This is a genomic window from Psychrobacter sp. SWN149 (assembly GCF_015864565.1).
GTDB lineage: Bacteria > Pseudomonadota > Gammaproteobacteria > Pseudomonadales > Moraxellaceae > Psychrobacter.
In genome coordinates this window covers 185,434-201,764 of sequence record NZ_JADYWX010000002.1, presented here as the reverse complement: position 1 = coordinate 201,764, position 16,331 = coordinate 185,434, and the positions used below count along the sequence as shown (strand labels likewise).

8 protein-coding genes are annotated in these 16,331 nt (G+C 44.6%); 4 read left to right on the top strand and 4 right to left on the bottom strand.

Annotation, left to right across the window (positions count from 1 at the left end; all coding sequences use genetic code 11):
• Nucleotides 1-11 precede the first annotated feature (11 nt).
• Both I6E86_RS03595 and I6E86_RS03590 read right to left on the bottom strand, forming a co-directional pair.
• Nucleotides 12-1,178 (bottom strand): lipocalin family protein, encoded by a 1,167-nt coding sequence (locus I6E86_RS03595; RefSeq protein ID WP_197175376.1) that lies wholly within the window; start codon nt 1,176-1,178, stop codon nt 12-14.
• Nucleotides 1,179-1,605: 427 nt separating this feature from the next.
• On the bottom strand, nt 1,606-2,742 hold the full coding sequence (locus I6E86_RS03590) for an NUDIX domain-containing protein (RefSeq protein WP_197175374.1): 1,137 nt from the start codon (nt 2,740-2,742) through the stop codon (nt 1,606-1,608).
• A 295-nt stretch (nt 2,743-3,037) separates the two neighbouring features.
• Between I6E86_RS03590 and hemP the strand changes: the two genes are divergently transcribed.
• Complete coding sequence (gene hemP / locus I6E86_RS03585) at nt 3,038-3,196, top strand: hemin uptake protein HemP (protein WP_227672156.1); 159 nt, start codon at nt 3,038-3,040, stop codon at nt 3,194-3,196.
• A gap of 239 nt (nt 3,197-3,435) precedes the next feature.
• Here hemP and I6E86_RS03580 read toward each other — a convergent pair whose 3' ends face one another.
• Nucleotides 3,436-8,430 carry a translocation/assembly module TamB domain-containing protein gene (locus tag I6E86_RS03580; protein ID WP_197175373.1) on the bottom strand — a complete coding sequence of 1,665 codons (4,995 nt, stop codon included), beginning with the start codon at nt 8,428-8,430 and terminating at the stop codon, nt 3,436-3,438.
• 243 nt (nt 8,431-8,673) lie between these two features.
• On the bottom strand, nt 8,674-12,264 hold the full coding sequence (locus I6E86_RS03575; RefSeq protein ID WP_197175364.1) for an autotransporter assembly complex protein TamA: 3,591 nt from the start codon (nt 12,262-12,264) through the stop codon (nt 8,674-8,676).
• 469 nt (nt 12,265-12,733) lie between these two features.
• On the opposite strand from I6E86_RS03575, the gene I6E86_RS03570 reads away from it, so the two are divergent.
• From I6E86_RS03570 to I6E86_RS03560, 3 genes are all read left to right on the top strand, one after another.
• Nucleotides 12,734-14,065: an MFS transporter gene (locus I6E86_RS03570; protein WP_197175357.1), complete on the top strand. Its 1,332-nt coding sequence runs from the start codon at nt 12,734-12,736 to the stop codon at nt 14,063-14,065.
• Nucleotides 14,066-14,243: 178 nt separating this feature from the next.
• Entirely contained in the window at nt 14,244-14,882 is a 639-nt protein-coding gene (gene coq7, locus I6E86_RS03565; RefSeq protein WP_197175934.1) for a 2-polyprenyl-3-methyl-6-methoxy-1,4-benzoquinone monooxygenase, read from the top strand.
• 209 nt (nt 14,883-15,091) lie between these two features.
• Nucleotides 15,092-16,195, top strand: coding sequence for a tetratricopeptide repeat protein (locus I6E86_RS03560; protein ID WP_197175356.1), 1,104 nt, complete (start codon nt 15,092-15,094; stop codon nt 16,193-16,195).
• Nucleotides 16,196-16,331 lie beyond the last annotated feature (136 nt).

The window sequence follows — 16,331 nt, the reverse complement described above, 5'->3', positions numbered from 1 at the left end:
ATTTATATCAATTATGGTGTTAAATTCACCGTCTGATTGGTTTGCGGTGTGAGCTTAAATTCTTTTAAATCATAACCTTGTTGTTGTGCAATCTGACGATATTTAGAATAGGTTTCTTGACTCACATTAGGCGAACGAGCCAATAGCCATAAATAATCTTTGTCAGGTGTGCCGACCAATGCCGTTTTATAATCAGCATCACGTGCTAGTACCCAATAATCGGCACGGCCAACTGGTAACCAACGAATCCAAGAAGGCAGGAACGTAACTTTCAGCTTACTGCCCGTATCATCCGCTGTCTTGGCAAGACCTTCAGCTATAATCTCAGAGCCATCCTCCGCCATACACTTGTTAGTGACAGTTATACCTTTTCCATCAGCTTTTTGGGCGTAATTGGCCGTAACATCGCCTGCACATTTACGCTGAAAGTACATTGGTAAACGCCCTATCTCATACCATGTTCCAGCATACTTTTCGAGGTCAACGCTATCCACTGTGGTTGGTGTATTTGCAGACTTATGAATGATGGCGCTTGGTTCGATAGATAGCGTCTCTGTTGTCATTTTATCCATCGTTGCATTGGTAGCAGCCATAGACGCTGCATTGACTGGTGGCGTCGCAGCATAAGCTGAGAACGCTGCTAACGGTATAATAATCGCTAATGCAATGCCTGTATGTTTGATCAGTCCATTCATAAATACGCGCTCCGGTATTTCTTTGTATGATGAGTGAGTGGTATCCGATGACGAATCGGTTTCTTGTTCAGAATCTCTATGCTCAGACTTATCTTTTGATGTTTTTATTTGATCATCTACAGATGCTAAGGTCAGTGGCGCAGGCAGAGTTGGTCCTTGGGACTGTTCAAGACTGCTTTTCGAATCATTATTTTTTGTAATGTCGTTATCAGACATAGCAGACTCTTTTGCCTTTAACAGGCTTTTGACAGCACTCTTGTACCCAAAATAGCTATCTTGCGAAGACGTGTCTTTTACCGAATGGCTCGGATACTCATCATTCGATTCGTCATGGTTGTAGCTAGCATCATTGCTGGCATAGCCTGCCTTTTGCGCATTATCTTTATCCAGATAATAACTGCTTGACTGGCTAGTCTGCTGAGATTGAGAACCAGCTTCCTGTGAATCAGACCATCCTGACTTAGGTAACTTGTTGGCTTTCATAGAATTACCGTTATTAATAATGACTGTGAAAAATTCTTTGTGTATTTATCCATCTAGTCTAACTCTCTGAACGTCGCCAAATTCAAAAAGCGTGTCTAATAAGTAAACCAGCGCTACAGAATTTGATGTTATTGCAAGGGTCAAAATATATTTTCATAGGCAATTTGCTAATGAATAATAAACAGTTTGCTTATGAATGATAGAGTAAACACTCTTTAATTAGGTATTCTATATTAAGGACAACTTGACTATTAAAACAGTGTCGCAATGTAGGGAAACGCAACGGTTTGTAAGTAACTAGGTCTTTATGCGTTAGAACAAACACCTAATAAAAACATAGTTACTTACTGGATAAATATCAGAAAAATCAGTGATATTCCTGATAATTTTCAACAAATAATAGGCTCAATATAAGTCGAATTCCTTCTCATTTTTCACTGTTAAAAAACTGACGAATACCAGCAACACTGATACCGCCATGTGCTAACGCTTGATCTATCATCGTGGGTGATAGACCGCCCAAACCAATGACTGGCATATCGGCTAGCTGTGCTAAGGTAGACCATGCCTCCCAACCAAGTGGTACAGTATCAGGATGCGTATGAGTGGCTAATACTGGTGAGATGAAAATACCGATCACTGGCGGTAGCTGTTGCTGTATTCGAGCACTGGCGAGTTTGTTGGTCGCTTCAATACTGCCAATATCGTGACAGCTGATTATCAATGGAAAGTCATCCGATAAACAATGCTCAGATTCAGAAGTGTCTGAAACACTTTCAAGCCATTGCATTAATGCCGTATGGGTCAAATGATTTGCAACGACTTGATGAGAGATATTTTCATCTTTAATCAGTATTGACTTATCAACGTCAACAACTTGGCTATCAGTACCATAAGGTACAATTACTTGAACGTCTGGACGACCATGCATCAATTGCGCTGCTAGATTGCCTGAGCGCTCTGCATCAGCTTCTTTTGTTCTAATATAAACCAAAGACTCTGGTGCTAAATGGGTTTGATGATACTGTAACCATGCTGCCGCTGGATCAGAACATTCGCTAAAATGTGATAATGGATAGGTAATGGTTATCTGCGTTGGCAACCTCAGCCACTCTAGAATCGTTTTATTTGCAGCGGGCAAGGGATACTCACCTGCCAATAGCTTAGACTTATCCACCCATGTCAGCGCCTGCCCTTCTAATCCATATTCGCAATGCTTATGCTGCTCGTATTGCTGCGCTGTCAGCTCAATCTTGTAAACCTGTAGTACAACCTGCTTGTCACCATAGTCATGATGCAAACGACCAAGCTTGACGATAATGTCATTATCTATAGCAATACCTGTTTCTTCAGCGACTTCTCGAACCAATGCCTGTTCTGCACTCTCATTGGCATCAATCTTACCGCCGACGAACTCATAGCGATTGCCTTGATGTTGGGTAGCATTTCTAAACCCAAGCAAATACTGCTCTTTATGATGAATAACAGCGACTGCAACGTTTACGATGACTACTTTTTTATCTATGATTTGGTTTATTTCTTGGTTATTTGGTTCGATTGGCATGGTTTTGTCCTTCGTTGTTTATTTTTATTAGAGTATATTCAGTCATACGAAAATATTAGGAAATAGTAGAAATATAACTTAAGTTACTGATTTAAAATACAATAATTATGGTTCATCTCGAATAAGATAGGCTTTATAACAACTGCTTTAGATAAGTTTACATAATAACTGCATTTTATTTTATCAATTGTCTTGCAAAAACATTCAATCTAAATGATAATTATTATCGTTAAAGACGATTACTTACTGTTATCGCTACTCAGCTATTTTTTATCAAAAGGATTTTATTATGAGCATGGTCATCTCTCGTTATTTGAATTGCCGCGAAAACCGTCTCCCTACATTACAGTCACAGCATCTGTTTGCTTTGACCAAAGAAGTGCGTATCGAACATGAAGGTGAAGAATATCGTCTGCGCTTAACTCGTAATAACCGCCTAATTCTAACCAAATAGAATGAACATCACTCGATGTCTACTGATAAAAAAACGCCTTAGATACTAAGGCGTTTTTTTATTGGTTAAAAATTACTATGGTCATCATTAGTTGAGATAGCTGTTAGCTATCAACAGTCATTTAGAGTCAAAGAAGTCTAAAATTGCCACAAGGCAGTCGACTGCAGATGGTACAAGTAGTACATTTAGGCAGACTAACATCGTAGTAGTTTAGTCGTTCTCTGACTATAGCATGACGTTTAGAACTGCCAACTATAAACCACATCGACTGCGTTTTCTGCTGCTGAACTGGCTTCAACGTAAATGCGGCGTGTGAGCTGATAACGAACAGAAAGACTGTTCTGAGCATTAAAAACGCCCACGCCATAGCGGATATATAAATCAGGCGTCACGTAACCGGTGACATTGACATTGGTGTCCTCGCTACTGCCTGAGGCATCAACCGTCAGACTCTGCAACCCAAACGCTTGACCTATTTGATTGGTTAAAGTACGTGTGCCACTAAGGCCAAAACTCAATCCAGCGGCGGCTAAATTATTGGTCACCTGCGACTTGAACCCTTGCTCACTGATCTGGGTGGCGCTCTTATTATCGATACGACCGGTGACCAACGCATTCATCGCTTGCTGCTGGGTCAATCCGGCATTATTAAAGACAACGATATTGGGGCTTTCAGTAGAGCCTTTGACTCGTAAGCCAACGGTTTTACCACTGATGGTTTTGGCAGCTTCAATACTGAGGCTAGGCTTCATCACATCGCCATTGAAACGCACTTGCCCGTAGTTCAGCTCCAAGCTTTGGCCAAAGGCATTGATATTGGTACGACGTGAGACCTGAACGACCCCCTTGGCTCGCATAATACCTGTGCCATTTTGGGTGATGTTAATAGCACCTGCCAAAGGAATAACCGCACCAAAGCCTCGAAAGTTAATATCATCACCCAAGTCGACACCAATATCCGCATTGATCGACCAAGGCTTGGAGATAGCCAATACTTCATCGATATTGCCAATCAAACGACGATCTAGCACCACCGCATCTTCAGTCTGAGTGATTATGTCTTCACTGGCCTCTGGCGGACGAATCGTCGCCGTTGGGACACTAATGGCACCTTTGATATCCACATAGCGGTCGCCTGGTCGAACGATGATGTCGATATCAGGGTCAATTTCAGCCACCAGTAGCGGCGGCTGCGTAATCAACAAGCGCTCACCAACGATACTCAGCTTGGCTTGTAGCTTCTGCTGCCAATTGACCGTACCGTCTAGAGTGCCCTTTCCTTCACCACTATTAAAGGTACCAGCGATGGTGGCCTGTGTGCCACGAATTTTGGCTTCTGTATTCACATTGGTCAGATTCACGGGCAGATCCAGCATCGCGATACGGCCATTAGAGAGTTTGACATCACCATAGAACTGCGGTTTTTCTAGTGTACCGCCCAGTCCGCCTGCCATTGTCACGTTACCTTTTAAGACACGCATACCAGGGAAGAACGGCTTAAATATCGCCAGATCAAGCTCATTAAGCACCAGCGCGCCAGAGATGGGCTTGGGTGTGCTATAAGGATCCACGATAGCCTCGGCATAGCCGCGAGCACCGCGACCGGTATTGATATCCGTACGCAGTTTAATGCCTTCAGGTACTGACAAGGCAATGAGTGAGACACGCTTATAAGACAACGTCACAGGAGTACTATCACCATCTTGCAGCAGACCGATTTTGCCATTGTCTGAATACAGCGTGGTGTTGATGGTTGGTGGACGACCACGTTTCCAACCGACAATCGCTTTACCATTGATCTTGGCATTCCAGTCGATATCTTTTGGTAAGAAAACCGAAAATAATGACGTATCTAGGTTCTGTAGCGCAATATTAACCTCTCCACTGTCTGGCGAGGCCACCAAATTTTCACGCAGACATAACTTACCTGTTTGGTCAGTCGCTTGCCAACAATGAGCGGCAAGCTGTACTTTTAGATCACTGTTTTTACCATTTTGGTCATTCGGTAGGTTCACAATCAGTTGTGCAGGTTGCAGCTGATTTAAGGTCGCATACTTTGATTTGACACGGCCTTTGCCGATTATCCCTGACCAGCTGAGCTTGTCTCGATCAAAGCCACCTTTGATTCTCGCACCCACATCCAATCGCTTGTTGGCAACATTCAGATCAATGACATGAGCTTTTTCGGTACCATTAAGCGACAGTTTGATGTTATCAAAACTTTGCCCAGCAGCATCCAAGCCCTCAGCTGTAATGATAAGCTGACTTGGACTGTTGGCTAAATTGACCAGCTTGCCACGTACCCGACCTTGACGCAGTACAAAACCTGGCAAGGCAAGGCGTTCTCCGACCAAATCAATATAAATGGTGGGTAACGCCTGACCTGCTGGCTGTGATAACGTCGCACCACCAGTGACTTTACCCGCCAGCTGACTTGATAGCTGGTCTAAGCTAGTGATGTTGATTTTGGTTTGTAGTTGCTTGGCATTGCCATTAGCAGTGACGTAATTGTCACCCCAACGCAGCACCAAGTTATTGGCATTTAAGCTATCTATTAAGGCGTTGACTTGCTTGTACTGTGCTTGGGCATCTTGTGTTTGTAGTCGTTTAAGATAGCTTGCCAAATCTTTTGGTAAACGCATCTTCGCCGATAGTCTGCCTTTCGCACTGAGCGGCTGACCTTTTAGCATACCACTTAAGTTTACTTGCTTGATATTGATAATTTGCTGCGTGTCACCCCAACTACCATCAGTATCGATCGTGCCAGTAATACGACTTGGCGTATCCTTTAGAAAATACCCGATGTTAAAGCGATCCATCACCGCATTGACATCCCAAGCAATACCTTTTCGGACATCGACAGTACCACTAGCATTGATACTGCCCGCAGCGCCTACGTGACGGAATCGCTTGATTCGAATCAACTGGCTATCGCCACTGGCCTCGATGGATAACTTGCCTGCTGGCAATTGCTCAGCATCCAATACACCGTCAAAATTAATCGCGAAACGCTGTAATTTACCGGTGACATTTGCGCTATTTTTGGGCGCATTTTGCCACTCACCACTGGTTTTTAGATCCCCTGTAATGATGGCTGGATTGTTAGGCAAAAAGTAACCCACATTGAACTGATCAAAGCGGCCATCAATCGTCCAACCAATGTTTTTACGTAAATCTATGACACCATTGGCTTTGACTGCACCCGCTTCACCATTGTAATTGAGTTTCCGAACACGAATCAGTTTTGGTGTGCCCGCAGCATCAATAGAGAGACGGCCCGCTGGTACGTCTGCCGTATCGACCTGACCATCAAAACGTACATCGAAGACAGACATCTCACCGCCGACGATATCGACGCTCGCATCACCACTACCTTTGATACCGATGGTACGACCGTTTTGCGTGGTATCAAGCTGTGCCTGCATATCTGTGTCGTTTAGTGTTATGACATGGCGCTGACCACTGACACCACTTTTGGTGATATTTAGCAATCGACCACGCGCACTGATACGTCCGGTCAGACGCTCAAGCGGCAAGTCGCTGCGGTATTCTTTGGGTAATAAGCCTTTGGTACTGGCATCGATCTGCCAGGTCAGTGGACGCTTCTTATTGGCCAGTTGAATCTGCCCAGTCCCTGATAGGTCGCCGACAATACCATTATAGTTGAGACGATTGATATCAATGATGTCTCCTGCTTTACGTAAGCGCACATCATAGTTGCCTTTAGGAGCAGCATTGAGCTCATTGATGACCGCATTGGCATCGACTGAGAGACGTGAACCGCGAAGAATGACGTCTGCTTGACCGCTAGGACTATCAATATTGCCAATATTGGGCACATCACGGCGTATTAGGTTTTCCCATTTCGCATCGATGTACAAAGGGGCTACTTGTGTAGACTTGGCTGATGTTTTACCAAAGATCATATTGGCATTAATATGCTCACCATCACGCTGACGCAAGTCAGCATCAATCTGTGTGTTGCCCGTGCTGTTTTTCTGTAGATAACGTACGGACACTCTGCCATCAAGGGTTTTTGGGGCGTAGGCTTTAAAGTCCGCATATTTATCAGGAATGGCACGGCGAATATCAAAATTGCGACCAGACGCACGTATGGTCGCCTCAAAACCCTCTTTCCAGTCCAAGATACCCTGCAACGCCAAGCGGCCCGCTGGCACGTCCGCTTCTAGGCGATCAATACGTAGCTGACTGTTGGCAATAACCGCACGGCCTTGATAGTGGCCAGAGGGAATGTCTTTGGCCGTCAGGTCAGTATTGATACGAAGTCGTATGTCAGATATGACACCCGATGCTGTCGCGATACCGCTCTGTAGGCGGATGTCTTGACCCTCTGCATAGGGGATAAAAATATCGTCCCATTGGAGTTTTGCATCAAACGGCGATCCTGCATCCAATCCTTGCACCACGAAATCACCGCGAACGTCGTTATCGTTATAACGGCTACGCACTTTACCCACAGTACGTTTTAGCGTCCCTGTTGCTGTGATATTCAACGGGTCGATATAGGCTTTTTCGAGGGCACTGACTTCTGCAATCGCACTCAGATCTAATGGATAGTCGCCTTGCAGGTCAATTTCACCTTGTAGGGCACTGACTTTGACAATATCAGCATACTGTAAATCACCGCGACCGACCGTGACAGTACTACCCACCCATGTCAGATCACGTGCTTTGATGTTATTGATGATGATGGGATCTTTGGTGACTTGTTTATAAATGACTTTTTTGATAGTGGCTTGATCAAAACGCAGATTGACTGGCAGTTTTAGAGTCTTATAATCAAACGGCTCACCCGTAGGAGGCTTCTTATTGATGATTTCAATGGTTTGTATCGTGGCGTCACTCAGATGCACCTCTTTTGCAAATACCGCGCGCCAGCCTATCTTGACATAAGCTTTGTCTACCAATATCTCAAGGTCTTCTGTGGCCTCGATATCGATATCTGTCACCCAGATACCATCGCGCAAGTTGCCTTGTCCATACTGAAAATCGATACCTGTCTCGGCACTGACTTTTTCTAAAATAAACTTTGTACCTGCATCAGTGCCTGCGGCATAGAAAAATATCGCAAACATGATCGCAAGGATAACGAGCATCAGCCCCAGTAGTTTGAGCAAAAACGAGAGCGGATAAAACCGCCTGACCGCACGCGCATCGCGCTGTGCTGGATCTTCATCTGGTGCAGGATTAGGCGGGGTATTTTTTGTCAGCATGACACTCAACTACGTTAAAGAATGATGACCAGCAATCGGTACGATGGATAATATATAAAGCGGTTTAATGGCTAGACTATAGTCATTCCACTATAAAATTATTACTGCGTTAACCTCGCTTGAAGTATTTAATATACATCTACACTCGGTTGCCTTGTACTATTTTTAAATTGAATCGACTATATAGTACTATGACAAAACTAGGCCGCTGTGCCATTGTAAAAAGACTAGGCCGCTATACCATTATAAAGGGGAACCAATAAAGAAATGTAGTCGCACAGGAATACTCTCCTCTGTCACACCAGCGGCCACATCAACACGTACCATACCTACTGGAGATGCCCAGCGGATACCGACACCGACACCGACTTTTGTCTCTGTTTCAAAGTCTTTGTCATACGCATTACCAACATCGGTAAAGAACGCGCCGCGGAATCCAGGTTTAAATTCGTAATTGTACTCAGCACTACCGACCGCTAGTATTTGACCACCTGTCAAATAACCTTTGTCTAATGGTGATAAGCTCTCATAGTCATAACCACGGATACTTTGATCACCGCCCGCAAAAAAGCGTAGTTTATAAGGCACATCATAAAAATCATCTGCCCAGATATAGCCTGTATTAACACTACCCAGCACTTGGTGCTTTTTATCTTCACCAAAGCTATAGATACCACTGACACCAGCTCGTACAATCGCCAAATCTGTATCACTTAACGCGGCGTCACTGCCTGCTTCAATCGAATAATACTGACGGATACCTTGCGTTGGATTGGTCGCGTTATCGACTTCGGTTTTATTCATGCCATAACCAAACAACAGCGCTCTTTGTTTCGGACTTGATGAGGTGAAGCGGATTGGCAAGTCGTCAAGTGCTGCCCCATCAACGCCCGTTTCAAGCTCATCTAAACGATAGCGCACAGAGTAGCTTCGGTTCCAGCCATTATCACGGCGGATATTGCGTGCCAAGGCAGCTTTAAGCGTTTTGGTCGATAAATCAAAGTTGCCTTCACCTTGATCAATGACTTCTTCTTCATAGGTGAGGCGCGCATCTAGCTTGTCATTCAGCGGATGGTTCCATGGCCTGCTCGCATAGACTGCAACGTTTTTACTAATTCTTGATACCTCAGTCTCCGCGCCTGCTTGATAGCCTTGACGGTTAAGGAGGTTATAGTCTATTTTTGCTGTCGCTCGAACGCCTGTATCTGTACCATAACCCAGTCCAACTTGCGCGTCGCGCGGCTTGTTGGCAGCGACAAACACATAGAGCGGTATTTTTTTACTCTCTGCTACTTCTTGCGGGGTTTTGCGCCCTGCTAAGGTTGGCGGTACAAAGTTCTCATCAGCGAGTATACTGACTTCATCAGGGAATATTTTTTGTGCGACATTGGTGATTGAATCACTGATTTTACCCAATATACTGTCTGTTTCTTGTTGCTTCTCATCGAGTACGCGGTCATTTGGCAAACGGCTGAGACGATCTGCTTTTTGTTGAATGGCTTTTAGCTTATCGAGCGTGGCTTCATCCGCTTCAAACTCGATAGCCGCTATGTCCGCAGGATTGACCGTCTCGCCGCTACTGCTACCTGATGTACTATTACCCGCTGCACCAATGTCGCTGTTGTCATTACTGGTGTTTTCTGCACTGGCCTGACCGTTTTTAAATGCTGTTACCACATCGTTATCACTATTAGTAACAGCTTCTGAACCATTACCGCTATCCACATCATCATCTAACGTGTTACTGCTATTATTTGGTGCGTTATCGAACGCCAACGTACTGGTTCTACTGCTATCATCTGGTGGCAATATCGATTCGACATTGACAGTATTAAAATAGCGCGTCGCTGATAAGTCATTACTAAACTTGGTCACATCAGGACGATAAAAAGGCTGTCCTGGCGTAAAGCCATATAACTGCTGCAATAATGACAACTCAACTGGTAACTTGTCAGGATCTTGTGTCAAAGTATTGGTTTTTGCGTCATAAGTAAAAAACACAACATCGTCAAATGCGTAGCGATCCCCAGTGTTATAGACCAAAGATACATCAGCTTTGTTATCGGGCAAGATGATATCAACCGATTTGTTCAACCAGTATTGATCAAAATACCCATAGGTATTGCTCAGCGCTTCGAGCGCAGCCTTGCTGCTTTTATAGACACGGTGATTAAAGACATCACCTTCTTGCGGCGGCAAGTCTTCTTGGAGCGCGATAAACTCTTCTTGTTCACTACCTTCACCGCGAATCTCAACAATGCGGCTATCCACGAGTACCGGCTCACCCAAATCTTCAATGATGACCTCGATCGTATCTCGATTAGGCTGACGCAGCCGTAAGTTAACCTCGTAGTAACCAACTGCTTTAGCGGCATCCATCGCAGTCTGGCGTAAGCGTGGCAGAGCCGCTGTAAAGTCAACGAGTGATTGCACGGTCGTTTCATCGAGTGCTGCTTTGATGTTTTTCATTGGCTGCACATCAGTATCCGCTTCAACGAGCTTTACCTTATCACTCGTAGCGTCAAGACTCGTTGAGCGAGTACCCATTAAACCACTGTCGGCACTGTTTTCAATGTCATTGTCTTCAATGTCACTGTTTTTATCGGCTGCTTGCTGTAGATAAATAGTGGTTTCTACATTTGGTAGCGCTATGACACCATCGCCAAAGAAACGATTATAGAGACGTTTTACGATATTGCCTCTATTACGCGCGCGTGGCTTATTCTGTTCAGTGGCATTAATACTTTGATCGACTGCTTGAGTATCGGTTTGATAATCCGGTAAGTAGTCATCAGGATTGATAATATCAGCTGTGGTACCTGTCTCATCGCTTATATTGTCACTAGCTGCTACATCATCACTAACCGTCATGACTTCATCGTTAATGATAGCGTTTTCTACAGTGATATTGTCTATGTTACTGGTACCGTTTTCTTGATTGGCACGCCCATTATTTACAGAGTCAATAACTGTGGTTGGGCGCGACAGTGTGGTAGCAACAGCCTGTTCTATAGTTGAGTCACTCTGACCCAAGCTCTCAAGATTACTCGGCGTGGGTACACTGGTCGCATCCAGATCAATATCTAGCCCGATCGGCGGTGACGTATCAGCGAGCATTGCAACGGGTACATCAAAGTCACTGTCGTTGTTACTGCTATTGTTTATGCCGTTAATGTCTTGCGTATTTTCTAGATCCAGCGCAGCCAGCTCACGATCAATCTGTTCAGGCGTCATCATCTGATAACCCTGTTGCTGTAAGACAGCCGCCTGCAGTGCTGCATCTTCGTCGAACGTGTCTGCATCTTGAGCGCTATTACTATTTTGAGTGCTGCTATTTTTTGAATTATTAGGTTGAGTGCTACTATTTTGAGAAGAGACACTATTCGCGTTAGTCTTTTTGATACCGAGGGTTTGTTCTCTATAATCATCTAATACCGATTGCTCGATGATACCTTGCTCGACCGCTTTTTTTAGGCGCAGTGCATCTAGAGCAGCATCGAGTTGGCTATCACTTTCTATATCATCTGCTGGTTGATTACTTTCTGATAGATTGTCAACTGCTGACAGCGTTGTTGCTTGAGCATCGGCGACTTGATTGGTCGTGGGCTGATTGGCGTCATTACTGTAGTTGCTATAATTTGTGGTATCTGCCAATGCCGCAGGGGCAATGCCTATCAGGCTGGTGGCAAGCGCTGTAAAAAGCGCTGAACGCGAAAAATGCACACGCGGCGCAGTATTGTGAGCACAGTGAACACCGCTATCGTTTTGCATAATAACGGTATGATGCGGTGTCAGTATTGCATGAGGTGCTCGACTTAACGGCTGCTGGGTCATATTTACGTCCTATCATCTCACGCGGCGCAGCTGTGTCAGCGATAAACCATCGCTCAGTCTGACCGGTGAATAAACTTATAGCAGTTGGCTGCAATTAATGGTTTACTACCTTGCTCTTAATTTTGACCGCTCAGATCGCCATCTTGTGCTGTGCGCTATCACCATACGATGTGTCATGATACAAATGATTTTAGCGACCTTAGCAAATAGTAATGCACAGAGGTATGGGCACCACACCTTATAAAGCAATCATGCAAAATTTACAAATCATAACTTAGATAATTATGAAATCATAGCGCCCGTCACATGTATTTTTTATGAAGCCTTGCTATTATACGGCTTAATATCGATAAAACCTACGCTATATTTCTATAAGTTTTTGATAATATTAACGATTATGACTATATAAATAACCATAGTTAGCACTGCTCTTTACTCTATCAGCCGCGATTTATCTGTAGGAATATCCATGTCCAGTCAGTTCCAGTTATTTAAGCACCGCCGTTTTAGTGCCATGTTTTTTACCCAATTTTTGGGGGCATTTAACGACAATATTTTTAAGCAAGCTCTCATTCTGGTACTGACTTATACCGCAGCTAGCCAGCTAGGAATGGAAGTCAGTATTTTAAACAATCTAGCAGCGATGTTATTCATACTGCCATATTTCCTATTCTCGGCGTTGGCAGGGCAAATTGCTGATAAGTACGAAAAATCAAAGCTTACCCAGTTTATTAAACTGCTTGAACTGGTCATTATGGCCATTGCCGCAATTGGTTTTGTGTTTGAGTGGTATGCGTTATTGTTTGTGGCGTTGTTTTTGATGGGTACGCATTCGACCTTTTTTGGCCCGATTAAATACGCGTATCTACCGCAGGCCATGAATAAAGACGAATTGGTCGGTGCTAATGGTCTGTTTCAGATGGGCACCTCACTGGCTATTCTTGTTGGTATGATTGTCGCAGGTGTCCTCACCCAACTGTCTCAATCACTGTATTGGATCAGTGCCACAGTCTTGGTCGTCGCAGTCTTTGGTTATCTGGCCGCACGTTACATCCCTAACATGCCAGCGATGCAGCCGACGCTGAAGATTAACTGGAATATCATTACCACCAGTTTGTCTACTGTACGCTATTTATACTCACTGCCTTTTTTGTTTTTTGTCGTACTGGGTAATAGCTGGTTTTGGTTTTATGGGGCAACTTTTTTGACCCAAGTGCCAGAATTTAGTAAGGTGATTTTGAACGGTGATGAGTCGGTAGTGATTTTCCTATTGACCTTGTTTTCTGTCGGCGTCTCAATCGGCTCGCTGCTATGCAAATCCTTTACCAAAAACCAAGTCAGCTTACGTTTACTGCCTTTCGGTATTGCTGGTTTGAGTATCTTTGCTGTTGATTTGTACTTTTCACTTTCCGCACTCGATATAAATGTGAATAATGGAACCTTATTGGGTATCAGCGATTTGTTTGGTATCAGTGGTAGCTGGCGCGTTTTTCTTGATTTGTTCTTTTTGGGATTCAGCGGTGGTTTGTATATCGTCCCTTTATATGCGTCGATGCAAGCATATGCACCCAAAAGCCATCGTGCACGCGTGGTTGGTGCCAACAATATCTTTAATGCGATATTTATGGTCACCTCAGCGATTTTTGCGATTGTGATCTTAAATACCTTAGGCCTGAGCCTACCACAGCTATTTATGGTGACAGGACTACTCAATATTGCCTTTGGTGCTTTTTTATATATTAAGCTCAATAAGCACATTAAACACGCGGTGATTCAGACCGAAGATGAGCACGCTGTATAGTTAAACATTGCCCCACTAGAATTTGTATTATTAAAAAGTTAAATATATAGCTACCAGAGCCATTTAACCCAGAACAGTTCTGCTAGAAACGTGCTTTGGTTGCTAATATTGAAAACAGTAGCAATCTATACCCTATGTTATCGATAACGCTCAACGCCATCAGGAGTGAACCATGGCCCTGCGCCCTTTATCTAAAATCGACCAATTATTACTTGGCGTCGACAAGGCCTTACGAGCTGTCGTGCCGCATTCAAACCTCAGTACTCGTCCGCTACCCGTCAGTAGTGATGAGATTCCTGAGCTGACCATTACAGAGGCAAGACATGTCTCGGGCCTCATGCGTATCAACCATACTGGCGAAGTATGCGCACAAGGTCTGTACCATGGGCAAGCATTCGCTGCCAAAGATAGCGGTGTCAAACAGGCCATGCAACACTCTGCTGAAGAAGAAGTCGATCACCTCGTGTGGTGTGAGACTCGCTTGAGTGAGCTTGGTAGCCATGCCAGTATTTTTACCCCGCTTTGGTACGGCATGTCGTTCGGGCTAGGTGCTGTCGCAGGCGCAATCTCTAATGAGTTTAGCTTAGGGTTTGTCGCAGAAACAGAGGCGCAGGTCAGCGAACATCTGCAAGACCATATCGGACAACTACCCGCGCATGATACACGTTCAAAAGAGATACTGGCACAGATGGATATTGAGGAGTTGCATCATCGTGAGCTGGCACTCGCCAGTGGCGGCGCAGCATTATCACCACCGATACGCCATACCATGCGCTGGATGGCCAATCGTATGAAAGCCACTGCATATCATTTGTGATAGTGGATATGGTATCTTTCATCAATAGCGTGACTGATGTCATTAGATATGATGCACATTGATGATTAACAGTCCTACCACAGATAGCCTGACGCTCAATTTGCTAGGGTATTTGTAATGGTCTTATTTTAGCGTAAAGACATATCCAAAGAATCTACCAATCAATGCATAAATAACCGTCAAATAAATCAAATAAGGTAATATTTTTTATGAAAGCGACTCTCTCTAACAGCCAGTCATCAAAGATTGCCACACTCACTGCACTGGCTGCTGCCTGCGCGATGATGCTATCTGCGCCAGTCAATGCAGCAACTGATACCGCAGCGACGTCTATGGCTGTACCAAGTGCGATGGACTCAAGTAAACGTGTGATCCGATTGGCTCGTCCTAACGCGACTACTAGCCCATTTCAGCCAAGCACAGCATCAGCACCTGCGAGTAACGCCCAATCAACAGCTAACATGCAGTTCAATAATGCACCGCAAAACAATGCGGCTGTCAGTGTTGCACAACCACAGATGACTCCACCAGCATCGCAAATGATGATGCCAAATGACGCCCCTGTGATGAGCGGCACCACTCGCGTTTATGAGCCAGGTCCGATGACAGCCCCAGGTATCGACTTACGTAGTGGTCAGCTGCCTAATATACCAACGCCGCAAGTACAACTGTCAGACATGAGCTTTGTCACCACCGTATTGGTTCCTCAGCAAAAAGGCCTTGGCACAAACAAGCTTGATGTCAGCTTGCTCGATGATTTCATCGCGGATGTATCACCTAATGCTCGTCATTATCCGCCAAACTTCCCTAACCGTACGCAGCGTCATTACACGCGTGAAAAAATCAAAGTATTGGCTGATTGGATTGAGCCGTATGCTAAGTCACCAGAAGCCTCTTACGAGGTGTTACTACGCGCAGCCAAACTCAACGGTATGGGGCGTAATCTTGACTTAGGGTCAGACTATACCGTGCGCGGGGGTCAATATGTTGACCGCGCTATCAAGCTGCAACCGAGTAGCGCCGAAGCGAACTTTTTGTATGGCATGATGCTGTCAGAGGGTGGCGGGTTTAAAGAAGGTCAGAAATATCTAGATCGCGCTGTGTCTTTGGGTTATACCGAAGCGGAGCAAAGCTTGGCACAGTCAGATCTATTGAGTGATCGTAGAGCCAATGCATTAGAGCGTCTACGTCGCCTTGAAGGGCAAAATCCTGATAACAAAGTCATTCCTGAGCAGATTAAGATGATTGAAGATGGTAAATTCTACATTTGGGATATCGCTGCGCCTAATATCAACGTAAAACCAGGTGCCTAATCCGTTTTTTGGACACTAATGGTTTATAAGTAACGTCGTTATCAGATACCAAGCGCGTTTGTTTTATGGATAAAGCAAACGCGCTTTTTTGTGCCTAACGATAATACGCTTTAAAAACCTAAGTAGGTTTAGAATC